This window comes from Dyella sp. A6 (assembly GCF_036320485.1).
In the GTDB taxonomy this organism is placed as follows: Bacteria; Pseudomonadota; Gammaproteobacteria; order Xanthomonadales; family Rhodanobacteraceae; genus Rhodanobacter_A; species Rhodanobacter_A aluminiiresistens.
Window position 1 is genome coordinate 1,158,162 of the sequence record NZ_CP132911.1, and the last position, 25,841, is coordinate 1,184,002.

25 protein-coding genes are annotated in these 25,841 nt (G+C 63.9%); 10 read left to right on the forward strand and 15 right to left on the reverse strand.

Going from position 1 to position 25,841, the window contains the following annotated elements; translation table 11 throughout:
- The first annotated feature begins 54 nt into the window (after positions 1 to 54).
- Together RA164_RS05025 and RA164_RS05030 are read left to right on the forward strand one after the other, a co-directional pair.
- Positions 55 to 783 carry a helix-turn-helix domain-containing protein gene (locus tag RA164_RS05025; protein WP_329742873.1) on the forward strand — a complete coding sequence of 243 codons (729 nt, stop codon included), beginning with the start codon at positions 55 to 57 and terminating at the stop codon, positions 781 to 783.
- Positions 784 to 854: 71 nt separating this feature from the next.
- A complete protein-coding gene (locus RA164_RS05030; protein ID WP_329742874.1) occupies positions 855 to 1,250 on the forward strand; it encodes a VOC family protein in 396 nt (131 codons plus the stop codon).
- An 86-nt stretch (positions 1,251 to 1,336) separates the two neighbouring features.
- Here the strand turns inward: RA164_RS05030 and RA164_RS05035 are convergent, their stop codons facing one another.
- Positions 1,337 to 1,849 carry a Slp family lipoprotein gene (locus RA164_RS05035; RefSeq protein ID WP_329742875.1) on the reverse strand — a complete coding sequence of 171 codons (513 nt, stop codon included), beginning with the start codon at positions 1,847 to 1,849 and terminating at the stop codon, positions 1,337 to 1,339.
- 127 nt (positions 1,850 to 1,976) lie between these two features.
- Complete coding sequence (locus RA164_RS05040; RefSeq protein WP_329742876.1) at positions 1,977 to 2,924, reverse strand: 23S rRNA (adenine(2030)-N(6))-methyltransferase RlmJ; 948 nt, start codon at positions 2,922 to 2,924, stop codon at positions 1,977 to 1,979.
- 98 nt (positions 2,925 to 3,022) lie between these two features.
- Here RA164_RS05040 and RA164_RS05045 point away from each other — a divergent pair, with 98 nt between their 5' ends.
- The 4 genes from RA164_RS05045 to RA164_RS05060 all read left to right on the forward strand — a co-directional run bounded on the left by RA164_RS05045 (position 3,023) and on the right by RA164_RS05060 (position 6,810).
- Entirely contained in the window at positions 3,023 to 3,364 is a 342-nt protein-coding gene (locus tag RA164_RS05045) for a hypothetical protein (RefSeq protein WP_329742877.1), read from the forward strand.
- A gap of 94 nt (positions 3,365 to 3,458) precedes the next feature.
- Positions 3,459 to 5,252: a copper resistance system multicopper oxidase gene (locus tag RA164_RS05050; RefSeq protein ID WP_329742878.1), complete on the forward strand. Its 1,794-nt coding sequence runs from the start codon at positions 3,459 to 3,461 to the stop codon at positions 5,250 to 5,252.
- A complete protein-coding gene (locus RA164_RS05055) occupies positions 5,249 to 6,172 on the forward strand; it encodes a copper resistance protein B (RefSeq protein WP_329742879.1) in 924 nt (307 codons plus the stop codon). Before RA164_RS05050 ends, RA164_RS05055 begins: the two co-directional genes overlap by 4 nt.
- 35 nt (positions 6,173 to 6,207) lie before the next feature.
- Positions 6,208 to 6,810 carry a c-type cytochrome gene (locus tag RA164_RS05060; RefSeq protein WP_329742880.1) on the forward strand — a complete coding sequence of 201 codons (603 nt, stop codon included), beginning with the start codon at positions 6,208 to 6,210 and terminating at the stop codon, positions 6,808 to 6,810.
- 7 nt (positions 6,811 to 6,817) lie between these two features.
- Here the strand turns inward: RA164_RS05060 and RA164_RS05065 are convergent, their stop codons facing one another.
- The 3 genes from RA164_RS05065 to RA164_RS05075 all read right to left on the reverse strand — a co-directional run bounded on the left by RA164_RS05065 (position 6,818) and on the right by RA164_RS05075 (position 9,352).
- Positions 6,818 to 7,747, reverse strand: coding sequence for a DMT family transporter (locus tag RA164_RS05065; protein ID WP_329742881.1), 930 nt, complete (start codon positions 7,745 to 7,747; stop codon positions 6,818 to 6,820).
- Between the two features lie 61 nt (positions 7,748 to 7,808).
- Complete coding sequence (locus RA164_RS05070; RefSeq protein ID WP_329742882.1) at positions 7,809 to 8,597, reverse strand: siderophore-interacting protein; 789 nt, start codon at positions 8,595 to 8,597, stop codon at positions 7,809 to 7,811.
- A 98-nt stretch (positions 8,598 to 8,695) separates the two neighbouring features.
- A complete protein-coding gene (locus tag RA164_RS05075) occupies positions 8,696 to 9,352 on the reverse strand; it encodes a PadR family transcriptional regulator (protein ID WP_329742883.1) in 657 nt (218 codons plus the stop codon).
- Between the two features lie 125 nt (positions 9,353 to 9,477).
- On the opposite strand from RA164_RS05075, the gene RA164_RS05080 reads away from it, so the two are divergent.
- Positions 9,478 to 11,361, forward strand: coding sequence for an ABC transporter ATP-binding protein (locus tag RA164_RS05080; protein ID WP_329742884.1), 1,884 nt, complete (start codon positions 9,478 to 9,480; stop codon positions 11,359 to 11,361).
- 43 nt (positions 11,362 to 11,404) lie between these two features.
- On the opposite strand, the gene RA164_RS05085 is transcribed toward RA164_RS05080, so the two are convergent.
- Positions 11,405 to 12,499 (reverse strand): NADH:flavin oxidoreductase/NADH oxidase, encoded by a 1,095-nt coding sequence (locus RA164_RS05085; RefSeq protein ID WP_329742885.1) that lies wholly within the window; start codon positions 12,497 to 12,499, stop codon positions 11,405 to 11,407.
- Positions 12,500 to 12,594: 95 nt separating this feature from the next.
- Here RA164_RS05085 and RA164_RS05090 point away from each other — a divergent pair, with 95 nt between their 5' ends.
- Positions 12,595 to 12,897 carry an ArsR/SmtB family transcription factor gene (locus RA164_RS05090; RefSeq protein ID WP_329742886.1) on the forward strand — a complete coding sequence of 101 codons (303 nt, stop codon included), beginning with the start codon at positions 12,595 to 12,597 and terminating at the stop codon, positions 12,895 to 12,897.
- Between the two features lie 241 nt (positions 12,898 to 13,138).
- Here RA164_RS05090 and RA164_RS05095 read toward each other — a convergent pair whose 3' ends face one another.
- Positions 13,139 to 14,083, reverse strand: coding sequence for a peptidylprolyl isomerase (locus RA164_RS05095; protein ID WP_329742887.1), 945 nt, complete (start codon positions 14,081 to 14,083; stop codon positions 13,139 to 13,141).
- A gap of 4 nt (positions 14,084 to 14,087) precedes the next feature.
- Entirely contained in the window at positions 14,088 to 15,482 is a 1,395-nt protein-coding gene (gene cycA, locus RA164_RS05100; RefSeq protein ID WP_329742888.1) for a D-serine/D-alanine/glycine transporter, read from the reverse strand.
- A gap of 222 nt (positions 15,483 to 15,704) precedes the next feature.
- Here cycA and RA164_RS05105 point away from each other — a divergent pair, with 222 nt between their 5' ends.
- Positions 15,705 to 16,400: a CPBP family intramembrane glutamic endopeptidase gene (locus RA164_RS05105; RefSeq protein WP_329742889.1), complete on the forward strand. Its 696-nt coding sequence runs from the start codon at positions 15,705 to 15,707 to the stop codon at positions 16,398 to 16,400.
- Positions 16,401 to 16,469: 69 nt separating this feature from the next.
- Here RA164_RS05105 and RA164_RS05110 read toward each other — a convergent pair whose 3' ends face one another.
- From RA164_RS05110 to RA164_RS05140, 7 genes are all read right to left on the reverse strand, one after another.
- Positions 16,470 to 16,862: a VOC family protein gene (locus RA164_RS05110; RefSeq protein ID WP_329743482.1), complete on the reverse strand. Its 393-nt coding sequence runs from the start codon at positions 16,860 to 16,862 to the stop codon at positions 16,470 to 16,472.
- A gap of 173 nt (positions 16,863 to 17,035) precedes the next feature.
- Positions 17,036 to 17,404, reverse strand: a complete 369-nt coding sequence (locus RA164_RS05115; protein WP_329742890.1) for a YciI family protein — start codon at positions 17,402 to 17,404, stop codon at positions 17,036 to 17,038.
- Between the two features lie 100 nt (positions 17,405 to 17,504).
- Entirely contained in the window at positions 17,505 to 18,713 is a 1,209-nt protein-coding gene (locus RA164_RS05120) for an ABC transporter permease (protein ID WP_329742891.1), read from the reverse strand.
- A 10-nt stretch (positions 18,714 to 18,723) separates the two neighbouring features.
- The gene (locus tag RA164_RS05125; RefSeq protein ID WP_329742892.1) at positions 18,724 to 20,043 is read right to left on the reverse strand and encodes an ABC transporter permease; all 1,320 of its coding nucleotides are present in this window, start codon (positions 20,041 to 20,043) and stop codon (positions 18,724 to 18,726) included.
- Positions 20,044 to 20,097: 54 nt separating this feature from the next.
- Positions 20,098 to 20,457: a hypothetical protein gene (locus RA164_RS05130; protein WP_329742893.1), complete on the reverse strand. Its 360-nt coding sequence runs from the start codon at positions 20,455 to 20,457 to the stop codon at positions 20,098 to 20,100.
- A gap of 90 nt (positions 20,458 to 20,547) precedes the next feature.
- Positions 20,548 to 22,182, reverse strand: coding sequence for a hypothetical protein (locus tag RA164_RS05135; RefSeq protein WP_329742894.1), 1,635 nt, complete (start codon positions 22,180 to 22,182; stop codon positions 20,548 to 20,550).
- 198 nt (positions 22,183 to 22,380) lie between these two features.
- Positions 22,381 to 23,489 (reverse strand): IS3 family transposase gene (locus tag RA164_RS05140; protein WP_329742895.1). Its coding sequence is split into 2 segments (ribosomal slippage): positions 22,381 to 23,228 and positions 23,228 to 23,489, totalling 1,110 coding nucleotides; the frame shifts between segments, so codons are not numbered across the junction.
- Between the two features lie 558 nt (positions 23,490 to 24,047).
- Here RA164_RS05140 and RA164_RS05145 point away from each other — a divergent pair.
- Complete coding sequence (locus RA164_RS05145) at positions 24,048 to 25,787, forward strand: ShlB/FhaC/HecB family hemolysin secretion/activation protein (protein WP_329742896.1); 1,740 nt, start codon at positions 24,048 to 24,050, stop codon at positions 25,785 to 25,787.
- Positions 25,788 to 25,841: the final 54 nt, after the last annotated feature.

A 25,841-nucleotide genomic window follows, 5' to 3' on the forward strand; every position in this document is an offset into this window, starting at 1 on the left:
AGCCGCGACATGCCGCAGCATGACGGCACGCTGCCTTTCGGGCACGATCCAGGCATGAGTTATCGCGAAGCGCTGCCAGCGCCCCATTTGCGGCATCTGGTGTCGGCCTATTGGGGCATTGCACCGGCGGGGAAGGATGCAAGCGACGTCCGGCGTGTGCTGCCCGATGGTTGCGCCGACCTCATCTGCGAGCTTGACGGTACGGAGCCCAGAGCGCGCTGGGTTGGCACGATGACCCGCGCGATGCTTGTTTCCGTACGCACCGAACAGGCGCTGTTCGGTATCCGTTTCGCGTCGGGTGGACTGTATCCCTTGCTGGGCGTGCCACTCAGCGCATTGGTGGACGCTTCGGTGGACGTGACTGACCTTACGGCCATGCACTGGCGCCCGCCGCTTGAGCGATGGTATGCGGCCCCCGATTTCGCCACACGTTGTGCACTGGCGAATGACAGCCTGAATGCTGCACTTCCGCGGCTGGCCGGGCATGATCTGACGGCATTGTTGCGGGACGTCAGCCGGTCGGTCGAGTTGCCTACGGTGGCGGCGCTGACATGCCAGAGTGGTTTAGGAGTGCGCAGCCTGCAGCGTCGTTTCCTGGAGAGCGTTGGGGTGAGTCCCCGCCAGCATCTGCGCTACCTGCGCTTCGAACGAGCACGGCAGATGCTGGAAATGCGGAAGCGGTCGACGGTCGATATCGCACTGGCGGCCGGTTACAGCGACCAGGCTCACTTCGTGCGTGAGTTCGCGCGTTTCGCAGGTGTCACGCCGGGGCGCTGGCGTTGACGCATTCGTTCAATACGACGGCATCGGTTGCCGTCATCCTGTTCCGACATTCAGTGTACGAGGAATAGCCCATGTCCCATCCTGTCTGCCGCAAGGCCACTCCGGTACTGTTCGCGCCGGACATCACACCCGGCGTGGCCTTCTGGCGAGACCGACTCGGTTTCGAGGTGACGACCGAGGTACCCGGCAACAACGGCCCGGCTTTCGCGATCCTGTTCGGTCACGGCATCGAGGTGATGTATCAGAGCCAGGCGGCACTCGCCGCTGACCCGCATGCGGGTCAGGTCACGTGGCATGGCGACCGCAGCTATTTGTTCGTCGAGGTGGACGACATCGACGCCATTGCGTCCGCACTGGATGGCTGCGAGATCCTGTCGCCACGACACGAGACGTTTTATGGCGCTATCGAAATCGCGTACCGCGAACCCACTGGTCACGTCGTCACGTTTGCCCAGTTCAAGCCTTAGGCATCATCCAGCTCATCTGCGCATCCCGGCAGCCAGGAATCGGTTGGCCGGCTGGCGTGGCGAACCAGGCTGCTGCCCGGAGGGGCTCAGCGGATGCCGACACCCAGGCCCAGACCGAAGTGCACGTTGTTGCGGCCCTGTGTCATTTCGCTGGCGGTCCAGCGGTGCGCCTGCACCACCTTCACCAGCGGGAACACATAACTGGCTTCGCCAACGTGGCCGGCACGGCTGCCATTGAGCGTGCCGCTGACGGTGATCGGCGCACCGGGAGGGTAGTTCAGCGGTTCCACGTAGCCGGGGATGACGGCGATGAAGCGGCCGCTGGCGGTGGCATTCAGGCGCGGGCGCTGCGAGCCATCCAGCGGCAGTGCCAGCACTTCGATCTCGGTGCGGTCGGGAAAATTGGTCACCGACACCACCGTGCCACCCCAGATGACCTGGCCATGCGCATAGTTCTCCGGCGTCCGCGCCACCTGCATCGGGGTTGCCGCCACGGCATTCGCGGGCACCTTGTAGATCGGGGCCGGCGCGCAGGCCGACAGCATCAGCGCGGCCAGGGGAGCAAGCAGGAGCGGCGGGAAGCGGAGCAGGGGACGCATGGCGGGAGTCCTTTGGCGGCGGGTGTGCCCGGTGGCGCCATCCTTGCGCATCGGAAATGCGCCGGATGCATGTGTGGCTAGGCTACCTCAAGCCGTGCCGCCCTTGCGCATGTGCCGCGGTGCCGGTTCAGCGACGGTGGCGTTGCGGACCGGACGGCGATGCGGGCGCCACCGGGGGACGTGCCGGAGCGCTGGCGTCCTCGCCGTCCTGCAGTAGCCAGTCCAGCGTCCAGGTTGCGGGGCGGTCCTGCGACAGCAGCCGCGCCATCGCCCGCAGCGGTTCGCGCAGCACCTCGTCGAGTTTCCATGGCGCATTCAGGACGACCATGCCGGTGCCGTTGAGGCGCAGCGGCGAATCGTCCGGGTGCACCAGCAGTTCCGCCCGCAGCACGCGCTTGGCGCCGCGGTGGCGAAGGTCGCGCAGGAACGGCTGCACCTGGCTGCGCAGCTTGATCGGGTACCACACGGCATAGACGCCGCCGGGCCAGCGCTGGATGGCTTCCTTCAGCGCCTTGTCGATGGCGTCGTATTCGGCTTCCTGCGCCTCGTAGGGCGGGTCGATCAGCACCAGTCCGCGCTTTTCCTTCGGCGGCAACAGGCCCTTCAGGGCGGCGTAGCCGTCGCGCGCGTGCACGTGCATGCGCGGGTCGCGGCGAAACAGTTCGCGCAGGCGGTCGGCTTCTTCCGGATGCAGTTCGCACAGGTACGCGCTGTCGTGTTCGCGCATCGCGTTGGCGGCCTGTATGGGCGAACCCGGGTACAGCTTCAAACCTTGCTCATTGCCGGGCAGGGCCAGAATGCTGTCCAGCCAGCGGCGCAGCAGCGGTGGCAGTGCCGCATTGCCGGCGTCGCCGCCGTGCAGGTCGGGAAACAGCAGGCGGCCGATGCCGTCGCGCCATTCGCCGGTCTTGCCGGCCTCGACACTGTCCAGCGCGTAGCAGCCGCTGCCGGCATGGGTGTCGATCAGCGCGAACGGCGTCGGCTTGGCCTTTAGCGATTCGACCAGGGCCAGCAGCACGACGTGCTTGAGGACATCGGCGAAATTGCCGGCGTGGTAGGCGTGGCGGTAATTCATGGACATCGGCCGGACTGGGAGCCACAAGTATACGTGGCGGCCGGCGCGAAGCCTGCTCCAGAGTTGGCAGCCTCGCACCGGATACGTAGGCTTGCGGGATGTTCCGTCCTGTCATCGCCCATCTGCGTCGATACCGCGTCCCGCTGGCGCTGATGCTGTGTGCGTGGCTCAACTTGACCGTTGCCGTGGCATGGGCCCAGCCGGGCGGAGGCTGTCCGACGATGGATGGCGCTGCGGCCATGCACGGCAGCCCGATGCATGGCGAGGGCGGCCCGGCGGCTCCGGCCTGCGACTGCTGCGCGCATGCACCGACCGCCCTGCCGTCGACCTGGTCGGCGCTGGCGGGAGCATGGCGGCCCGCCCGTCCGAGCTGGCGACTCGCCACGCTCGGCGTGCCGCACCCGGCACGGCTGCCATTGCTGCGACCACCACTGGCCTGACTCCGTCACGACTGTCGCCACCCGCTGCGGTGGCGTGCCACGGCCGATGGGCCGTATTCGCTGAATCGTGTTCGTTGAATGACGGAGTCTGCAAATGTACCCGACAAAACCACGCGGCATCCTGCTGCCTCGCCGACGCTTCGTGCAGGGCCTGGCGCTGGGCGGTGCCGCTGCCATGCTGGGCCTTCGCCCGGGACGGCTGTCCGCGCAGGGCAGCAGCATGCCGGCCGTGTTGAGCGGCAGCTCGTACGACCTGACCATCGGCGAGCTGCCGGTGGATTTCACCGGCCACCGGCGCGTGGCCACCGTGGTCAACGGCCAGTTGCCCGGACCGCTGCTGCGCTGGCGTGAGGGCGACACGATCACCCTGCGCGTGCGCAACCGGCTGCCGGTGAGTAGCTCGATCCACTGGCACGGCATCATCCTGCCGTCGGACATGGACGGCGTGCCGGGGCTGAGCTTTGCCGGCATCCCGTCCGGTGGCGAATACACCTATCGCTTCACGGTGAACCAGAAAGGCACTTACTGGTACCACAGTCACACGCGCTTCCAGGAACAGACCGGGCTGTACGGCCCGATCGTGATCGAGCCGCGCGGCGGCATGCGCCATCCCACCGAACGCGACTACGTGGTGATGCTCAACGACTGGAGCGACACCGATCCCGAGCGTATCTACGCCAACCTGAAGAAGCAGAGCGACTACTACAATCTGGGCCAGCCGACGGTGGGCGGCTTCCTGCACGACGTGCGGCGCGATGGACTTTCGCAGGCACTGGCCGAGCGCCGCATGTGGGAGCGCATGCGCATGAATACCCGCGACCTGTCCGACGTCACCGGCATGACCTACACCTACCTGATGAACGGCCATGCGCCGGCGGCCAACTGGACCGGTCTGTTCAAGCCCGGCGAAAAGTTGCGGCTGCGCTTCATCAACGGCTCGGCGATGACCTTCTTCGACGTGCGCATCCCCGGCCTGAAAATGACCGTAGTGGCCGCCGACGGCCAGGACATTGAACCGGTGTCGGTGGACGAGTTCCGCATCGGCGTGGCGGAAACCTACGATGTGATCGTCAAGCCGCACGGCGACCGTGCGTGGACCATCTTCGCCCAGGCGATGGACCGTTCCGGCTATGCGCGCGGCACGCTGACGCCAGGCGCCGGCATGACCGCGGAGGTGCCGCCGCTGGATCCGCGGCCGGTGCTGAGCATGGTGGACATGATGGGCGCGGCGGCCATGCACGGGATGCCGGGCATGGCGATAGGCGGCATGAAGGGTATGAGCGGCATGACGCATGACATGGCGCACGAGGCGATGGATCAGATGGCGATGGGCCATATGGGGTCGCCCCATACGATCGACGCCGCCGATGCCTCACGGGTCGCGTCGCCACCGCCGACCGGCCCCGAAGTGGCCATGCGCGTGCTGCACCCGCGCCGCAACCTCGACGATCCCGGCGCCGGCCTGCGCCACAACGGCCGGCGCGTGCTCACCTACGCCGACCTGCACGCGGTCGATGCGCCGATCTCGCCCAGTGTGGGGCGGGAGGTCGTGCTGCATCTCACCGGCAACATGCAACGCTATCTGTGGTCCTTCAACGGCCAGCGCTTCTCCGACGCCAAGCCGCTGCGCTTCCGTTACGGCGAGCATCTGCGCGTGACCCTGATCAACGACACCATGATGGCGCACCCGATTCACCTGCACGGCATGTGGAGCGAGCTGGAGTCGCCGGATGGTGCGTTCCAGGCACGCAAGCACACCGTGGTGGTGCAGCCGGCGCAGCAGGTCAGTTACCGCGTCAGTGCCGATGTGCTGGGGCGCTGGGCCTACCACTGCCACCTGCTGTACCACATGGAGGCGGGCATGTTCCGCGAGGTGGTGGTGGCATGAGCGCGCATCGTCGCACCTTGTTGCTGTCCGCCATGCTGCTGCCCGGTCTGGCGATGGCGTCCGCTGCACAGCAGACGACCGCGCCGGCCACGATGGACATGCCGGGCATGCCGATGCGGCCGATGAAGCATGCGATGCCAGCGAAGCCGATGGTCACGCCCAAGACTAAGGCGCCGCAGCGCAAGCTGCCGCCGAACGACCACGTTCCGCCCGCGCCACCGCAGCATCCGATGCCGGCGCTGTCCTCGGCGAGTGTTGCCGGCGTGATGCACATGCGCGATCACCCGGTGCTGGGCATGCTGCTGGTGCAGCGGCTGGAGCGCGACTTCGCCCAGCACGGTGGTGCCAGCACGGCCTGGAGCATGGAAGGCTGGTGGGGCGGGGACATCGACCGGTTGTGGCTGGACAGCGAGGGCGAGCATGCAAGTGACGGCACCCGCGATGCGCGGGTCGAAGCCTTCTGGGGGCACGCCGTGGCCAGCTTCTGGGATACCCGGCTCGGTGTTCGTCACGACTTCGGACAGGGGCCTTCGCGCAACTGGATAGCGGCTGGTGTGGAAGGCCTGGCGCCGTACTGGTTCGAACTGAATGCCACCGTGTATGCGGGGCCGCAGGGACGTACCGCCGCCCGCACCGAGGTGAACTACGAACTGTTCTTCACCCAGCGGCTGATCCTGCAGCCGTCGCTGGAAATGAATCTGTACGGCAAGAGCGATCAGCAGCGCGATATCCACGCCGGTCTTGCCACGGCCGAGCTGGGCCTGCGCCTGCGTTACGAGTTCAGTCGCCGCTTCGCGCCGTATGTCGGCGTGTCATGGGCTTATCGCCACCCGGTCGACAATGTCCTGTTGCCACCGTGGCGACAGCCGGAGCCGGTGCATGCGCTGACCTGGCTGGCCGGGGTACGCTTCTGGTTCTGAGATATGCACTGCACGCAAACGAAAGGGGCAATTCGATGACATTCTTCAAGACCGTGCTGGCGGTCGTGCTGGTCGCGCTGCTGGGTATCGCCGGCTTCGTGTATTCCGGCTGGTACGACATCGGCGCCGACAGCCCGCACTGGGCATCGACCTTTGCCGTGCTGAATACGCTGCGCCAGCGCTCCATCGCGCATCATGCCGAAGGCGTCACGGTGCCGGGTGACCTGGACGACCCGAAGGTGATACTCAAGGGTGCCGGGCAGTACGCGGCCATGTGCACCGGCTGCCATCTCGCACCGGGCATGGCCGGGTCGGAGATCAGGCCGGGCCTGTATCCGCGGCCGCCGGTGCTGTGGCACATGCAGATCGATCCGCGCGAGGCGTTCTGGGTGATCAAGCACGGCATCAAGATGAGCGCGATGCCGGCCTGGGGCACCAGCCACGACGACGCCACGATCTGGAGCATGGTGGCGTTCCTGCGCAAGCTGCCCACGCTGAGCCCGGCCGAGTACCTGGCGATCGTGGCGAAGGCGCCGCCGGACGACGACATGGACCCCGCTCACAAGGCAACCGGCAAGTCCGCCAGTTCGCCCGCGCCGGCGACTTCGGCGCCGGCCTCGGCGGCGACCGCCATGTAGGCGGCGGTCACTCGACGATGTTGTGGCTTTCGGCGGTGCCCAGCAGCTCGGCCTGCGCGGGCGCCTGCTGGCGCCTTGCCAGCAGCGGATGGGTGAACACAGCCAGCAGGATCACCACCACGCCAGCATAGAACCAGTGATCCAACTGGTGCTGCTCGCCGAGCAGCAGCATCGCCAGCACGATCGCGTAGACCGGTTCCAGATTGGTCACCATCTGCGTGCCGAACGCGCTCAGGTGGCGAAGCGCGACCAGCGCCAGCGCGAACGGCAGCAGGGTGCAGCCGAACGCCAATGCCAGCAGCAGCAGTGTGTCGTGCAGGTCGGGCAGCACGAAAGCCGGGCCGGTGTGGGGCAGCAGCGGTGCCAGCAGGGTCAGGAACAGGGTGCCCGTGCCCAGCTCGATGCAGGTCACCGTCAGCGGGTCGCCATGCTCGACCAGCCGCTTGTTGAGCGAGCCGAACAGCGCCACGAACAGGGCCGACAGCACACCCACCGCAATGCCGATGCGCATGCCGCTGGGCACGCCGCCCACCACCATCGCCACGCCGGGGACCACCGCCACGCCGATCATCAGTTCGCGCGGGTCGAAGCGGCGGCGCGCCACCCACGGTTCGATGAAGGACAGGAACACCGGGCCCAGGGCGATGCAGGTGGCACCCACCGAGGCGTTGGAAAGCTTGATCGCCGCGTAGAAGGTCAGCCAGTGCAGCGAGACCAGCGCACCGATGCCGGCATAGGCCCAGCGCAACCGCATCGGCATCGCGCGCAGGCCGCGCCACACCTTCGGCACCAGCAGCAGCGCGGCGGTGACCATCAGCATGCGCCACCACACCAGCGGCAGCGCGGGCAGGGTGATCACCTTGCCGAGGATGGCGGTGAAGCCCCACAGAAGAACGCAGAAATGGATCTGCAGACGGGCACGGTTGACGGGTTGCATGGGGCGCGGGCCGAAGGAAGGCCCGCTATTTTACGTCGTGCCGGTGCCCGCGATGCAGGGTTCAGTCGCTGTCGCCGGGCTGGGCCTTCCAGTAGCCCTTGGCCTGGATCCAGTCCTTCGGCACGCCGCGCTGGTCCAGCCACAGCCGCATGGCACGGGTGCGTCCCGATTCGGCGGCGATCCAGTAGAACGTGTCGCCGGGGTAGGCGGGCAGGGCCTGTAGTGCCTGCTCCAGACGTCCGCTGTGGTCGCCGGGCTGGCCGTCGCGGGGCAGCCAGTGGATCTCGACATCGGCACGGGACGGCAGTGCCTGACGGTCGGCGTCGCCGGGAATCTCGACCAGTACGGTGGCGTGCATGCCGGCCGGCATCTCGCTCAGCCAGCGGCCGATGGCCGGCAGGGCGGTCTCGTCGCCGACCAGCACGTAGCGGTCGAAGTCGTCGGCGATCACGAACGAGCCGCGTGGTCCACCTGCGCCGAGCTGCTGGCCGGGCGCGGCCTGGGCGGCCCAGCTGGCGGCGGGGCCGTCGCCGTGCAGCACGAAGTCGACGGTCAGTTCGCCGCGCCCGGCATCGTGGTGGCGCGGGGTGTAGTCGCGCATCGGTGACGGGGTCAGGCCGGGTGGTGGTTCCAGCCCATCCGGGCCCGGCCTGGGCAGGACCAGCTGACCATCGGGGTGGGGAAAGAACAGCTTCACGTGATCGTCGGGCGATGCGCTGTGGAAGCCGCGCAGCTCATCTCCGCCGAGTACGACGCGCTGCATGTGCGGGGTCAGGCGTTCGACGCGCAACACGTCGAGGGTGCGCAGAACCACTTCGTGGCGCAGGCGCTGGTGCTGGTGTGTGGTCATCGTGGGGGTTCCGTGGACATGGGTGGGCGCGTGGCGACGGCTGCGCGTGATGTCGGCAGGCCTTTCGCGGTGGCGCCTGCCGGTGCGGCGAGGCCGGTTCAGTCGTTCTGGTCGCCGGTGGCGATGTCGTGGGCGGCGCGTTCGAGAATCGTCGCCACGCGCTGGGCTTCGTCCTTGTTCCACTCTCCGCCACGCATCAGCATGGCGTGCTTGATGGCGTGCATGGCCTTGTGCACGGTGGCCGGCATGGCCATCTTGGCGGCCATGCGCGCGCTGCGCCGGGTGCGCTCGGTGGCGGCTTCCACCGCATCACGGTTTTCGTCGAGAAAGGCGCGGCCGTCATCGGTGATGCCGTAGAGCTTGCGGTTGCCCTGAGCACTCTGGATCTCGGCATAACCCAGCTCTTCCAGCATGGTGAGGGTGGGGTAGATCGCGCCGGGGCTGGGTGTGTACTGGCCGTGGAACATCTCCTCGATGATCCGGATCAGCTCATAGCCGTGGCGTGGCTGCTGCTCGATCAGCGCCAGCAGCAACAGCTTCAGGTCACCGTGGCCGAACATGCGGCCGCCGCCGTGCCGGCCGCCGCCGCGCAGGTCGTTCCATTCGCCGAACGCGTCGCCGCCCTGGCGGTGGCGTCCGAACGGGCCGCGTGCGGCGTGCCGTTCGTAGGCGTCGCGCTCATCCGGGCCGGCATCGCCGAAACCATGGTGGAACGCGTGGTGCATGGACCTGAAAAAGTGGCGATGCATGCGCATGACATTCTTCCGATATATCTTAAGTGACGAAAAAGATATATCGTAGTCATGTCGAATTCAAGGGTGCCGCGGTCCTCACCGGCGAGGCCATGGCATGCTCGCCTCAACCTGCTACGGAATACCCCATGCCTGCTCCCCGCACCGGCCGTCGTGGCGCTCACGATCCCTTGCCACCGCCGAAGAACATGCGCGAACGCTTCATGGCGCTGCGCAACCTGCCGCCCTTCCTGGCCAGCATCTGGCGCACCAGTCCGTGGCTCTGCGTGGCGACCATCGTGCTGCGTCTGCTGCGCGCGTTGCTGCCGGTGACCACCTTGTACGTGGGCAAGCTGATCATCGACATGGTGGTGCACCTGCTGGCGTCGGGCAGTGCACACATGCCCGTGTCGGGCTGGCTCAGTAGCCCGGCGCTGGAGCACCTGTGGCTGCTGCTGGCGATGGAGTTCGGGCTGGGCGTGGCGGCCGACCTGCTCGGCCGCGCCGTGGCGATGATTGATTCGCTGCTGTCCGAGCTGTACGCCAACAGCACCAGCGCGCGACTGATGGAGCACGCCGCCGCGCTGGACCTGGAGGACTTCGAGGACGCCGACCTGCAGGACCGGCTGGACCGCGCGCGCCGCCAGCTGGCCGGACGCAGCGGCCTGCTGTCGCAGCTGCTGGGGCAGGCTCAGGACATGGTGACCGTGGTGAGTTTCGCGGTGGGCCTGCTGGTCTACGCGCCGTGGCTGATCGTGCTGCTGCTGGTGGCGCTGGTGCCGGCCTTCCTGGGCGAATTCCACTTCAATGCGCAGAGCTACGAAGTGAACCACCGATGGACGCCGGAGCGGCGCGAGCTGGATTACCTGCGCATGCTCGGCGCCAGCGCGCAGACCGCCAAGGAAGTGAAGAGCTTCGGCCTCAACCGCTTCCTGGTCGACCGCTACCGCGAGCTGTCGTGGTCGATCTACCGCGCGAACCGCCGGGTGGCGCTGCGCCGCGCGGGCTGGGGCGGGCTGTTCACCACCATCGGCACGGCCGGCTACTACGCGGCCTACGTATTCATCGCCTGGCGCACGGTGCGCGGCGAGTTCAGCGTGGGCGACCTCACCTTCCTGTCGTCCTCGTTCCGGCGGCTGCGCAGCCTGCTGGAAAGCCTGCTTACCGGGTTCTCGCAGGTGGCCGGGCAGGCGCTGTACCTGGACGACCTGTTCTCGTTCTTCCGCATCCAGCCGGAAATCCTGTCGCCGGCGCAGCCCAGGCCGTTCCCGCAGCCGATCCGCGAGGGCTTCCGTTTCGAGGATGTGGGGTTCCGCTATCCCGGTGCCCAGCGCTGGGCGGTGCGCCATCTCGACTTCACCCTGCATGCGGGCGAAGTGCTGGCGCTGGTCGGCGAGAACGGCGCCGGCAAGACGACCCTGGTGAAGCTGCTCTCAAGGCTGTACGACCCGGACGAAGGGCGCATTCTTCTGGACGGCCATCCGCTGTCCGAGTACGACCTCGAAGAGCTGCGCGCGAATGTCGGGGTGATCTTCCAGGACTACGTGCGCTACTACTTCGACGCCGCGCAGAACATCGCGGTGGGGCGCATCGACGCGCGCGACGACCGCTCGCGCATCGAGGATGCCGCCCGGCGCAGCGTGGCCGACGAGGTGATCGGCCGGCTGCCAAAGGGCTACGCGCAGATGCTGGGCAAGCTGTTCAAAGACGGTGTCGACCTGTCCGGTGGCGAATGGCAGAAGATCGCCATCGCCCGTGCCTACATGCGCGACGCGCAACTGCTGATCCTGGACGAACCCACCTCGGCGCTGGACGCGCGCTCGGAGTTCGAGGTGTTCCAGCGCTTCCGCGAACTGTCGCACGGGCGCAGCGCGGTGATCATCTCGCACCGCTTCTCCACCGTGCGCATGGCCGACCGCATCATCGTGATGGAGGGCGGCCGGATCGAGTCGATCGGCAGCCACGACGAACTGGTGGACGCGGGTGGCCGTTACGCGGAGCTGTTCGAATTGCAGGCGGCGGGCTACCGGTGAACGCGCGGTGCCCCGGCATGCGAAGGCCGGGGCACCTGAGGCGTCAGATGGCGTAGCGCTCCAGCCAGTGCGCGTAGGGTGCAGGCAGGGTCCACGAGGCCTTGTCCACGCCCAGCTTGCTGGCGGCGGCGAAGGTCCAATGCGGATCAGCCAGGTGCGAGCGGCCGACCATCACCAGATCCAGCGACTCGCTTGCGATCGCCGCCTCGGCGGCCTCCGGCGTGCCGAAGCCCCAGGCGGACGACACCGGCAGGCAGGTTTCCTCGCGCACGCGTCTGGCGATCGGTGCCATGAACGACGGGCCCCACGGAATGTTGGTCTGCGGGATGGTGAAACCCACGCTCACGCTCAGCATGTCCAGGCCTTCGCGCTTGAAGTTCTGCACCAGCGCGATGGACTCGGCGAGCGTTTCCTCGTCGCGGCCGTCGAACTCCAGCACGCCGAAGCGCGCGGTCAGCGGCAGGTGTTCCGGCCACACCTTGCGCACCGCCGCCAGCGTTTCCAGCAGGAAGCGGCCACGGTTCTCCGGCGAGCCGCCGTAGCTGTCGTCACGCTGGTTGCTGTGATGGGAGAAGAAGCTCTGGCCCAGGTAGCCGTGGGCGAAGTGCAGCTCCAGCCATTCGAAGCCGGCATCGAGCGCACGCCTGGCCGCCGCCACGAAATCCTCGCGCACGCGGGCGATGTCCTCGATCGTCATCGCCTTGGGCACGCGCGACAGATGGCCGCCGAACGCCTGTGCGGACGGGGCGAGTGTTTGCCAGTAGCGCGGATCGCTCTCGGCGATGTGGTCGTCGCCGTCCCACGGACGGTTGGCGTTGGCCTTGCGGCCGGCGTGGCCGATCTGGATGCCCGGCACCGCGCCGCCGGCCTTGATCGCCGCCACTATCGGCTTCAGCGCTTCGGTCTGGGCGTCATTCCACAGGCCCAGGCAGTTGGGCGTGATGCGGCCTTCCGGCGACACCGCGGTCGCCTCGACGATCACCAGCCCGGCGCCACCCCGGGCCATGCCGGCCAGGTGCACGTGATGCCAGTCGTTGGCGACGCCGTCGATGGCCTCGTACTGGCACATCGGCGGTACCGCCACGCGGTTGCGCAGGGTGACGCCCTTGAGCGTGAAGGGTTGGAACAGTGCGGACATGGGGGATCCTTGCCGGTCGGGGGAGTGGTTCAATGTGATTATTCGATAATAATCGAACTATCGATCAACAGCCAACCCGGCTATGCTTCCGGCCCATGCGTCCCTTCAAGCATCCCGCCCCCGAACAGTTCGCCCTGGAGCGCATCTTTCATGCGCTGAGCGATCCGGCGCGGCTCGATATCGTGCGGCACCTTGCCGGCGTGGCCCAGGCGACCTGCGGCGAACTCGAATTCGGTCGTCCCAAGTCGAGCATGTCGCACCACTTCCGCATCCTGCGCGAGGCCGGGCTGGTGCATACCTCGTCCGCGGGCACCACGCATCTCAACGCCCTGCGCCGGAAAGAGCTGGATGCCCGGTTCCCGGGGCTGATCGCGGCGGTGTTGAAGCAGAAGCCGTAGCGCCGACTGGGCGCTCGCTGTATCGATGCCCCAGTCCTCGCCAACGCTGATGTTCCCTCGCTGTGACTTCCGTCCTCGCGAGTACCACTCACGCTCCCTCAACGTCATTCCCGCGCAGGCGGGAATCCAACGTTGTAGATGCTTTACCGCTTTACCCGCCGACAGTCGGGTGTCTGGATTCCCGCCTGCACGGGAATGACCACCGTGGCCGGTGTGGCCATCACGCCGCACCGCCGGCCGCCTACGGCAGCGGCTTGCCGTTGACCCGCACCGGCGCGCTGATGTCGCAGATGCCGACCTTGCCCACTGGCTGGGGGTAGAACGCGTTGTGTCCGTGGCGGGCGACGTCGATCATCGCGTGGAAGGTGGGGCTGCTGGTACGCAGCACCTGGATCTTCTCGCGCTGGGCTGGCGGCAGGTCCGAGGCCAGCGTCATCGACACGATGGGCGTGCGCTGCGACGCCTTGGTGTAGAAGCCCATCGGTCCGCTGCCGCGCGGCAGTGACGACAGGTACTGCATGCCCTGCAGCACGCGGCCAGCCACCGCCAGGTTGTGGTCCAGCCGGCGCGGCGCCTGGCCGATGATCGCGTACAGCGCGCTGCCGTTGCCGCTGTCGGGCGCCACGTCGCGCGCCACGCCGACCATGCCGTAGCACTGCACCAGCCATTCGCGTCCGCTGGCCGGGTCGCGGGCCACCGGGAAGCCATGACTGAAGCCGACTTGCGGCGCGTACACGTCGCCATCGGGCAGCGGTGTCCAGTCCAGTTCGGGATAACCCGGCGTGGGCTTGATCGGCCGGGTGAACTCGGCCGGCAGCGTGGCTTTGGCCTTGCCCAGCGGGTGCATCTTCGCCTTGTCGCCGCCGTCGTCGCTGTTCGGGTCGTCCCACTGCGTCACGAAGTTGTCCTGCACCCGCACGATGGCCAGGCCATCGAAATAGTGCCCGCGCACCAGGGTGCGGATGTTGGCCGTGTGCAGCGGGCTGAAAGACGGCGCCAGCTCGATCACCACGCGGCCCTTGGGCAGCTGCATGTAGACCAGGTTATGCGGATCGGGCGTGCGCCATTCCGACGGTTTGGACGCAGCCAGCAACTGCTTCGTGGTGGGAGTGTCCTTGGCGTGGACGGCCAGCGCCGGCAGGCAGCCGGCGAGGGCGAGCGACAGGGCGGCCAGGCGGTAGCGCATCGGTTTACTCCACAACGGGTGCGTGACGGCTGTTGCGGCGGCCCTTCCACAGGTAGCCGATGCCCAGCAGCAGGAACCAGACCGGGCTGGCCAGCAGAGCTTCGCGGGTATCCGGCTGCAGGGTGAGCAGCACCAGCACGAAGGCGAAGAACGCCAGGCAGACCACGCACATCGCCACGCCGCCGGGCATCTTGTAGGCCGAGCTTGCATGCAGCTCGGGGCGCTTGCGCCGGTAGGCGATGTACGCGCACAGGATCAGCGACCAGATGAACATGAACAGCACGGCCGACAGCGTGGTGACCAGGGTGAAGGCGGTCACCAGGTTGGGAATCACATACACCAGCATGGCGCCCACCAGCAGCGCGGCGCAGGAGAAGAGCAGACCGCGCGCGGGTACCGCGGCGCGCGACAGCTTGCCGAACGTGGCCGGCGCGTGGCCTTCCTCGGCCAGGCCGTAGAGCATGCGGCTGGTCGAGAAGATGCCGCTGTTCGACGAGGACATCGCCGAGGTCAGCACCACGAAATTGATCAGGCTGGCCGCGGCGGGAATGCCGGCCAGCACAAACAGTTCCACGAACGGGCTGTGGTCGGGCCGCACCAGCCGCCACGGCGTCACCGTCATGATCACCACCAGTGCCAGCACGTAGAACAGCAGGATGCGCACCGGGATCGAGTTGATCGCCTTGGGCAGGTTGCGCTCCGGGTCGGCGGTCTCGGCGGCGGTGGTGCCCACCAGTTCGATGCCGACGAAGGCGAACACCGCGATCTGGAAGCCGGCGAAGAAGCCGCTCCAGCCAGTCGGGAAGAAGCCGCCGTCGTTCCACAGGTTGGCCAGCGACGCCTTGTTGCCGGCGGGCGAGGTGAAGCCCCACATGATCATGCCGAAGCCCACCACGATCAGCGCGATGATGGCGACGATCTTGATCAGCGCGAACCAGAATTCCATTTCGCCGAACAACCGCACCGCGGTCAGGTTCAGCGTCAGCAGAATGCCCACGCACAGCAATGCGGGTATCCACGGTGCCAGTCCCGGCAGCCAGAACTGCGCGTAGGACGCGATCGCGATGACGTCGGCGATGGCGGTGACGATCCAGCAGAACCAGTAGGTCCAGCCGCAGAAGAACCCGGCCCATGGCCCCAGCAGGTCGGTGGAGAAGTCGATGAACGACTTGTACTGCAGGTTCGACAGCAGCAGCTCGCCCATCGCCCGCATCACGAAGAACAGCATGACGCCGATGATCATGTACACCAGCAGGATCGACGGCCCGGCCAGGCTGATCGTCTTGCCCGAGCCCATGAACAGGCCGGTGCCGATGGCGCCGCCGATCGCGATCAGCTGCAGGTGGCGGTTGGAGAGGCTGCGCCTCAGGTGATCCGGTTGCTCCGGGTGTGCGGTCATGTGGGCGCCAGGTTGGTGAACAAGACCACAACATAAAAGAAACGCCCGACCCGGGGAAGGCGCTTGTGCGCGCCTTGCCCGGGCAGCAGGTGCCGTGGCGGTGCAGGTGTCGACAAGGCCCCGCCAGGCGGGCAGGCCAGCAGCCTGCACGGCCATCGATTTCGCCCTTCATCGATAGGGTCGGTGTGCGATGATCGGACGCCGTGCCGTTTCCGGATTTTCATGGGGGAGAAGTTCGTGCCGACGATGCCTGTTGTGGGTTTGGCGATAGCGCTGGGCGGCCCATTGCTTCTCGTGCTTCTGGTGCGGTGTCTTGCCCTGGACGCGGTTTCGCTGGCCAGCCGGCTGACGCTCTGGGCGCTTGCGGGCATCGTGCTTGCGATCGCCGTCCACGATGGCGGGTCCTGGCCGTCGATGATGGGCATCGGGCCGTTCGGGTGGACCGATTTCCTGACCACTGTGGTGGCCATCGTCGTGATGCTGGTCGGCGCCATCGTGCTGCAGCTTTGCGTGGCGAAGCTCGGCTTCAATCGTGCATCCGGATCGGGCCTGCAGAAGAAGATTTACGCCCTCTCGGCCCGGTACCGGGTCTTCATGATTTTCACGGCTGCGGTCACCGAGGAGATTCTGTATCGCGGCTATGCCATCGGTATCGGGCAGAGCGTGTTCGGCAGCCTGTCGGTGGCCTTCGCCGTCTCGCTGATCGTGTTCGTCGCGGCGCATTTCACGCACGGTGCCAAGGCACTGGTCACCATTTTCTGGGTGTCGCTGGTGATGTCCCTGCTGTTCGTCTACACCGGCAACCTGATCACCTGCATGCTCGCGCATTTCGCCGTCGACGCTTTCGGAGTCCTGTTCGCGCCATGGGCCATGGCCCGGCAGCAAGCGCGGGCCGAACTGGCAACCGGCAATGGCTAGCGACTGCCAGACCTTCGCGGCGCCAGCCGTCGGGCCCGATCCGTCGTTCCAGAGACGATCGCGACGGTATCAGCCGGGCCGGTGCATTGCGCAGAGCTTGTTGCCGTCCGGATCGCGTACGTAAGCCAGGTACATGGGGCCCATGCTGCTCTCGCGTATGCCCGGCGGATCTTCGACCGACGTTCCGCCGTTCGCCACCGCCGCGTCGTGAAACTGCTGCACCTGCTCGGGCGACGCGCACTTGAAGCCGATGGTGCCGCCGTTCGCGAACGTGGCCGGCTCTCCGTTGATCGGCTCGCTGACGCCGAACGAGCCACCATCATGCCGATAGAACAGGCGGTCCTGCCCGGTGCGGTTCGTGTTCCGCATCGGCTCGCCCACGCCAAGCACGCCGAGCACCGCGTCATAGAACCGCTTCGATCGCTCGATATCGCCAGAGCCGACCATCACGTGACTGAACATTCGTCTGTCTCCAAAGTCTTCTGTGTGAGCCGCAGCTGTCGCATCGGGGCGCATGCGAGGACACCCCGCGCCAGCTGACCAAATCCGGCGGAGAGCTTAGCGTAAAGCTTGGAGAGCCAGGCGCGGGCATCGCCGCCAAGACCTGTGCTCGATACCGGTCTAAAGTCCACGCATCAGGTCAGGTAGAAGTCCATCGGGATGAGCTCAACGGCCCACCCGCCTTCTTCGCCGATCCTGGCGGCAGGGTGCATGGATGCGATGCGCAGCGCCTCGTCGTGACTGTCGGCCTCGATGATGAACAGGCCGCCGACCATTTCCTTCGACTCGGTATAAGGCCCATCGCTGACGTGCGTTTTCCCGTTCCGCGGGCGCAGCGTCCTCCAGCCGTCCAGGTCGCCAAGCGATGCTGAAACCAGGACCTTGCCGGTGGCACGCATCTTCTCGTCCAGCGCAGGGCATTGGCTCACCAATGCCCTGACATCGGCAGGTGCCATCGCGGCGAATTTTTCGGGAGTGAAGTAGGCCAGGCCGAGATATTTCATGGGTCATCCTTTGGTTGGGATGTACGTGCGACGAAGCTGGCTGCCGGAAGTCGACAATCTTCACTGCAAGATTGCGGCAGAAATCGACTGGGTCCAGAGCTCAGGCGGATCGTGCTGCAACGATCGGCGGCACCCTGGAAGCGCGGCGTGCCGGCAACAGCACTGCAGCCTGACCGAGCACGAGCATGGCAAGCACGCCCAGGGCGACGTACAAGGGCGACAGATGATCCATCTCGTAGTGCTTCATCATCCATCCGTTGAGACCGAAGGCACACAGCACGCCAACGATCGAACCGCACCCGACGATCAGCAGGTTCTCGAGCAGAAAGTAACGCAGTATGTCGATCCTTCTGGCGCCGAGTGCCCGTCGCACGCCGATCTGCCGATGCCGCTGACTAACCCAGAAACTGGTCAGGCCGACGATGCCTGCGGCGGTCACACTCAGCAGGATGACGCAGATCACGGCCATCAGTATCGCGATGCCGCGCTCACCGCGCGAATCCCTGGCCTGTCCCTCGGCAAAGGTATAGATGCCAGCGCCACGCGGCATTTCGCGCATCGGATTCAAAGCGAAAAGTGCCTTGTGGATTTCGCGTAGTGCAGCCGCTGTGCGACCGGCACGCGCACGCACGTAATACTTTGGCCAGGAGGTATCGACTCGCTGTGGCTCGATCACCGAGTAATAGTCCGGATTGCCATCCCACGATGACTGCAGCGGCCCGACAATGCCGATAATCGTGGCAGCGTTGCCGTCCTGGAATATCGTCTGACCGAGTGCGTTCCCATTCGGGAACAGTTGATCGGCCAAGGGCTTGCTCACGATGACGACAGGCGAATCCGGGAGTGCATGGCCGTGCCGGATCTCGCTCGCGAGAAAGTCGCGACCGGCGATCAGACGCACCCCCAGGGTCGACCGCAAGTACTCGTCTCCATAAAAATAGTCGGCATGCAGGACTTTGCCTTTGCGATGTGCGTAAAGCGAAATGTCGCCTACGTTGCCGTCCTGCGTTGATGCGGCAGCCTCCTGCACATCCGGCTGATTCCGTATGGCTTGCAGGTCTGCGCGCTCCAAGGCATCTATCTTCTCGATGACGGTGGCATCGCTGCCGGAGATGCCTGTCAGACCCTGCACGATGCAGATCAGCCCATCTTCTTTCACTCCGGTCGAGTGGATCATGTCCTTGATATTGTTGCCGATGATGAAAAAAGCATTGGCGACAATCGTCAAAGTCAGCGCTATCTGCAGCGCGATGAGTAGCGCTGCGACCTTGTGTCGCCGCAATGCCGCAATGATGGGGTGGACGTTCACGCCGCGGTCCTCACTGTGCCTTGAGCTGCAACGCAGGCGGCACACGCGACGCCCGATAGGTCGGATAGAGCGCGGCAAGCAGGGTGCCTGTCACGGCCAGTAGCAGCGTGAGTGCCAGCAAGGACGGATCGATACGCGCCAGGGCCGCGAGCTCTGGCGGCATCACGACGCCGACACTGAGCACGCCGATGGCCGTCAACAGCAGCCCGAGGCCGCCACCTGCGGTACCGATCAGAGCCGCCTCAACGAGGAATTGGGCATAGATGGATACCCGCGACGCACCGAGTGCACGCCGCACGGCGATTTCGCCGCTGCGCCGCAGGAACTTCGCGAACAACAGCCCCATGGCATTCAGCAGACAAACGACCAGCAGTCCTTGCGCCACCAACAGCGACACATGGATGTTGCTGGGTACCACGTGCTTGTAGGCGAGAAAGGCTGTCAGGTCGCGCAGCCGATTGTTCGGATTCCACGGGAAGCGACCCAATTGTTGCTGCTGCCGGGCATACGCATCGAGGTACTGCCGGTACGCCTGTACGGCCGCCTGGTTATCCAGCTCGACCATGTACGAGAGCCATACACAGTCCGAACGCAGAAGTTCCTTGAATGTCTGGACCGAATCGTGACGGCTACTGCAGGTCTCGCCCTGGTTGCCGCCACCGATCGCGTTATTCGAAACCACGGTTTGAAATGGCACAAAGAAGTCGGGGCCATGTCTGCGGAACTGGAGAAGATCGAAAAATTCCGGTTGCGGATTCCAGTGCCTGAGCACACCCACAACACGGTAGATGTGGCCGGCGATCGTGATCGTTTTGCCGACACTGTTGCCACCGCCGAACATCATGTGGTTCAAGTGAGCACCGATCACGATGACCGGGTTTTCGCGCGCATCATCGTCAGTGTCCCAGCCTGCTCCGTAGTGGAATGGCACATCCAGCATGGGGAAGAAATCGCTGTAGACCGCATAACCCGAGGCGTTGATCAGGCCGTCAGCCGGGCTATGTCGTGGCGGCACGATCAGCCGTGACATGCCAATGATGGCCGACTGCCGGAAGGCCCGATGTTGATGCATGAGCGCCATCGTATCGATATAAGTCAGCTTGCTGGGCGGCTCGTCATTTCCGCGGTGACCTGGTCCCCAGGGATCGATCTGCGGTACGAACAGCTTTGACGACTTCCACGGAATCGGGTCGGCGGACACGCCGCGGAATACCGCATACATCGTCATGGACGACGACACCCCAAAGCCGATCGCCAGTACAATCAGCACGGTAAGGCCAGGGCTGCGCCGCAAGCTGCGCACAGCCAGTTCGAGACAATAGCCAAACACCCCGTTCCCCTTTTTGACCCACGGGCGGCCCGCTGACCGTGCTTTGCGGTCAAGTCAATCGCACGCCCACTGTCCGCGCAGAACATGCATCCCATTGATGCAAAGGTAGTTCGCTTTCTGGTCCAGTGTCACGTTCGATGGATTCGATGGACCAATGACGCATCGGGCATCTCCTGCGCGGTTGCTGCCTCCATCGAAGGTGACCTTTGCTTTGGCAAGCAAAGTGGGCATGACACCAAAGCTTGTGTCGTTCTGAAAACCAAAGTGTGTGCCGTAAGGCGAGGTTGTGTACGTACTTTGCAAGTGGTCGGGCGCCAAAGTATGTGCACGTCCATATAAATCAAATAACTGCAATGTTTCTATTTCTGCCAAAGCGTTCCCTTCGGTAATCAAAGTGTGTACCAGAAAGGTCATGTTGCTACCATGGGACAATCCCGCGGTGGGTGGCCTAGAGATTGCCGCGGCGGATAGAGAATTGCTGATCGCCGAAGCTATCTCGGGGCGTTAAGTGCCTGAAATGACTTCGCGAGGCTTCAATGTTCTAGCTTCAAAATCCTCTGTGTATTGATCTATTACCGCTGTGCCTAAGAAGAACTCGGGGTTATACCACCGGCAATGCTTCGCCACTCCATCCAAGGCAAAACGATAGACAAGCTGTCGCTCAAGATTGGTGAACGCTTTGGAAAACATGTCAGCGGTAGGCATCCAGTCATATAAATAGCGACATTCATCAAGGATAAGCATATCCATAAACATGGGGGTTTCTTTTGCCTGGTAACTCCAGCGCCTGGTCTCCTCCACGTTTACCTGATATGGGGTTGCAACCTGTCGAAATAGGGCCTCAATTGTTTGGTGAAACAAAACGAGATCACAGGACTGGTAAAAGTCCTTAAACGAATGTTCTGCATGAAGCTGCTTAATTCGTTCGGACAGAAATTCCTCTTGTTCGCCTCCCTCAGAAAGCAAGAAGGAAAGAAGGGTGATGCTGTCTAGGAGATCCTTTTTATTTCCAGCAATATCAAGTTGGGACAAAAAGAGTTCTGCAAACTTGGGGAATTCATCATCTTCAAATACAAATTGAGGGTAATTTGTGTCATTGTTATTTAATCCTTTATCTAGTGCAGCTAATGTCCAAAGGATTGGATATTGCCCTGAATCCACTATCACGTCGCCGCCGACGCCATCATCATCGTCGTCGCTTGTAAAGTGAAACATGCTGCCTATCGCTTTCTTCAGCGATGTGGTGTCTTTAATGTCAAAAAATTTAGCGAAAAGCGAATTATGTTTAGGGAACCTGTTATATGGCGATATCAGGCTTGCATGGTCCATCAGTAGGCGCGTAATAAATTGTCCGTAATAGTGGTCTAGATCGGATTCGACTGTCTGAAGCCATGTCGATGGATCAATTCCATTGGATACTGGCCCCTCGGAAAAGTTACTTTCCGACTCTTTGTCCTCAAGGAAGCTTTTGGGATAAAGATAGCAAGCAACCAGCTTAGCAAGCAGGGTGCGGCCGATAGGGTCTTGCTGCATCGTAGGTAGCGAGAAATTTGTGATCAAGGCCCCGGGCGAATTTAGGGAATGCTGAGCTAGCACTCTTGTCAAAGCAGTCAGTGTTTTCTGTTTTTTGTTCCGACTGGGAAGCGGGCCGCAGAAGTCCAAGTAGATGATGTCAAAGCGCTGGGGGGATGCTTCGACAAACGCATCAAGTCCGCCATTTATTAGTTTGATAAATGGAAATTCAGAATCCAAGGCGGACGAAACTGCTTCAGAATAAACCACATTTTCAGATTCAAATGCCCATATGTTTTCCGGAAGAACGCCTGCCTCGCAAAAAACGCGTAGGTCATTCTCTGGATTTGGGCCGGATAAATACGCTACTTTTAAGTTACTTGGTGCCTTGAATTGCGTTATCGAGTCATAAAATGACTCCCATCTTTCTATGGCATCATCTGATAGCTCTGTCGCTATTTTTGGATCATATCCGTCGCCATTGTTTACCAAGTAATCTCTAACTTCGCGAACGTATGATCGTCGTGTAAGCGTGGATTCGGTTCGATTTTGTGTGAGTGCTGCTATGGAGCTCTCGATGACGGCACGCCGCGCCTTATTTTTGACCGGTTCACTGTAAGCTGTCATTTGGATGTCTCTGGAGTGGTCGGTGGTGTTGTCAAGAAATAACAACGTCATAGCGTTTGGCAGGATTCTAGTCTCGTTATGTACTATCACCGCCGCTTGCGAATCGCGGCAACCCAGGTTGCGGGCGATTCAATGTCGGCTTTGAGTTCTGCGGGTGCGGGCACAGGCGCCCGAGCTGCAGTGTCGACTCCCCGTAAATCAGTGCCAAGCTAAATTAGAGGTTGCCGGGTCGTTCTGAAGTCGGAATTCGACGGGCGTGAGCCCGTCGAGGCTGTCGTGGGGAATCTCGTTGTTGTAGTCGGCCAGCCACCGTTCCGCGTGCTCACGTACTTCGGTGAGCGTGCGGAAGATGTACATGTCGAGCACGCCACGGCGGAAGCTGCCGTTGAAACGCTCGATGAAGCCGTTTTGCATGGGCCTGCCGGGCTCGATGAAGTCCAGAGTGATGCCTTTGCGCTCGGCCCATTCGGCCAGCGCCAGTGCGATGAATTCCGGCCCGTTGTCCAGGCGAAGCTTGGCCGGATAGCCGCGCCAGGCCGCAATCCGCTCCAGCGTGCGGATGACACGCGTGGCGGGCAGGTTGAGGTCGACCTCGACGGCCAGTGCTTCGCGACTGAAGTCGTCAATCACGTTGAACGTCCGGAAGCGCCGCCCATCCCACAGGGCGTCGGACATGAAGTCGATCGACCAACTAGCGTTGATCTGCTCGCCAGCCGCCAAGGGCATCGGATGCCGGTTCGGTACACGCTTCTTGCCGCGTCGGCGGCGATTGAGTTGCATCCGGCAATACACGCGCCACACCCTCTTGTGGTTCCACACCAGACCGCGGCGTCGAATCAGCTGAAACAGCTTGCCGAAGCCACGCTCAGGAAACCGTTCCGCCAGTTCAGCGAGCAGCGCAATCACTTCCTCGTCCCGATCCGGTCGGCGGCGGTAACGCGCCGTTGATCGCGACAAGCCCATCGCCAGACAGGCCCGGCGCTCGCTCCAGCCGTAGTGATTCATCAACCACGTCAGCAGCGGGCGCTTGTGCGCCGGGTCTACAACTTTTTTGCAATCAGATCCTTCAGCGCGTGGTTCTCCATCGCCAGCTCGGCATACATCCGCTTGAGCTTGGCGTGCTCCGCCTCGACGTCGCGCAGCCGCTGTATGTCGGACGCTTCCATCCCGCCGTACTTGGACTTCCACACGTAGTACGTGGCGTCCGATATGCCCAACTCGCGGCACACATCTTTGACCTGCCGACCGCCTTCGACCTGCTTCAGCGTCGCGACGATCTGACTTTCGGTGAACTTGCTCTTGCGCATCTTCGGTCTCCTTGGGGCTAGTTTGCCCGGAGACCTCCAGTTATGCCTGGATCAAGATTACGGGGAGTCGACAATGCCATATGGTGTCTTGCATGGCCCCCGACTGGTCAACCAAGAACAAAAATGCGGTCGGAGTAGTCCTGCTGATTTCGGCTTGATACGTCATGTACTTCCCCTGTTGAAATGCCTAACCCTAAGGCCGTATTGAGTGAAGCATAGCGCGCAGAGAAGTGCTTTGTGCAACGCGAGCCAGTAAGTGCGGCGCCCGACTGCCAGTTCGGACAGATGCGACCAGATGAGGTGGGCTATGGCGGTCACCCTCGGCTGGAGGCCTGCCATGGTGCGCATTCCATCGGGCTATGTCTCACGTGGGAGTTGGTCATGCAGGCGATGGTGATTTAGTAAGAACTTTCGTCTTCGCGTAGGCGAAGCCCTACTGAAGAACGCCGGCAAGCTCCCTTAAAATGTGCACGGGCGATGTGATCGCTCAGGCCATTCACACGGAATAGTGAAGTGGATACAGGGGTGGTCAAGGATGTAGGAAGGATCAAGGGACGCATGCAAGACATCGAAGGAAGGCGGTATGCCGCGGGTTCGCAGCGGCAGATGGTGGTCGGGTCGCAACGATGGCATGCGGCGGGTGTATGGACTCTCATTCTGGCGATGGGCTTGGTTCCGTGCGTGCTGCATGCGCAGACGACGACCGCCCAGCAGGAGCAGCGCGAGCGGGCACAGCGCCAGGCGCAGCAACGCGAGGCTTTGCGTTCGGCGCCGGACGTGCGGCTGTCCGGGAAAAACGCTTTCGACTACCGCCTGACCACGGTTCCCTCGGAGACGCCTTGTTTCCGCATTGATGTCGTGCAGTTGGAAGGCGCGCATCGCAAAGAATTCGGTTTCGTGCAGAAGTACCTGGACGCCTATCGCGGACAGTGCCTGGGTCAGGAGGGCCTGCGCCTGCTGGCCCACCGTGCATCGGATGTACTGCTGGCGCGCGGTTACGTCACCAGCCGATTGGTGATCCCGGCGCAGAACCTTGCCAGTGGCCGCCTGCGCGTGGTGCTGCTGGCCGGCACGGTGGGCGCGGTGCGTTTCGCGCCGGGTTCGGCCAGGGCGGATTGGCGCAGCGCGTTGCCGATCCGCCCCGGCGACGTCCTGAACCTGCGTGCGATCGAACAGGGGCTGGAACAGCTCAAGCGTGTTCCTTCACAGGACGCGCGCATCGACATCGCCCCCGGCACGCAGCCGAATACCTCCGACCTCGTGCTCACCGTCAGACGCGGCAAGCGCTGGCGGATCATCGCCAATCTCGACGACAGCGGCGCGACCAGCACCGGCAAGGAGCAGGGCGGTCTCACCCTGGCTGTGGACCAGCCGCTGGGCATCAACGATCTGCTGAGCATCGGCTACACGCACAGTGCAGGTAATTTCAAACCCACGAAGGGCACGCACGGCGGCAACATCAACTACAGCGTGCCGTGGGGCAACTGGACCTTCAGCTTGTCCTCGTCGCACTACGCCTACCGCCAGACGGTGTTCGGGTCGCTGCAAACCTTCGCCTACACCGGTACGTCGAGCACGACGGCGGCTAGTGCCATGCGGCTGCTGCACCGCGACGCGCGCAGCCGCACCTCGTTGGAGCTGACCGTCGCCACCCGCAACGAGCACAGCTATATCGACAGCGTGCAGATCCAGACCCAGCGGCGGCAAGTGACCTCGGCGGAACTGGCCTTGATCCAGCGCCGCTACCTGGGGCATTCGCAGCTCGATCTGCGCCTCGCCTATCGCTGGGGGGTGCCATGGCTGGGTGGTGACTGGCAAGCAGGCGTCGCGGGTGGTCCCACCCATCGCTATGGCTTCGCCACGCTCGATGCCAGCCTGAGTACGCCGTTCCTGATGATTTCCACACCGTGGGTGTGGTTGTCCGAGTTGCACGTGCAGGCCACCGGCGATCACCTGTATGCGGAGGACGACCTTACCCTCGGTGGCCGCTACACGGTACGTGGCTACGACGGCAACACGGTGCTCGCTGGCCGCCATGGGTACTACTGGCGCAACACGCTCAACCTGCCGATCGGCAGCACGGGCGCCCAGCTGTACGGCGGCATGGATGTAGGCCACGTGGGCGGCGACTCCATCAGCGGTTATGCCAGCCACAGCCTGAGCGGTGCGGTGCTGGGCGTGCGCGGCTCGCGATGGGGCCTGAGCTGGGATTTGTTCGCTGGCTGGCCGTTGCAGGCGCCGCGTGGTTTCCCGGTGCGCCGGCCCACGGCCGGCATGCAATGGATTTACACCTACTGAGTCACGGAACAAGGGCACCGGCGGTATGACGAAACGCCGGCAAGCCGTATCTGA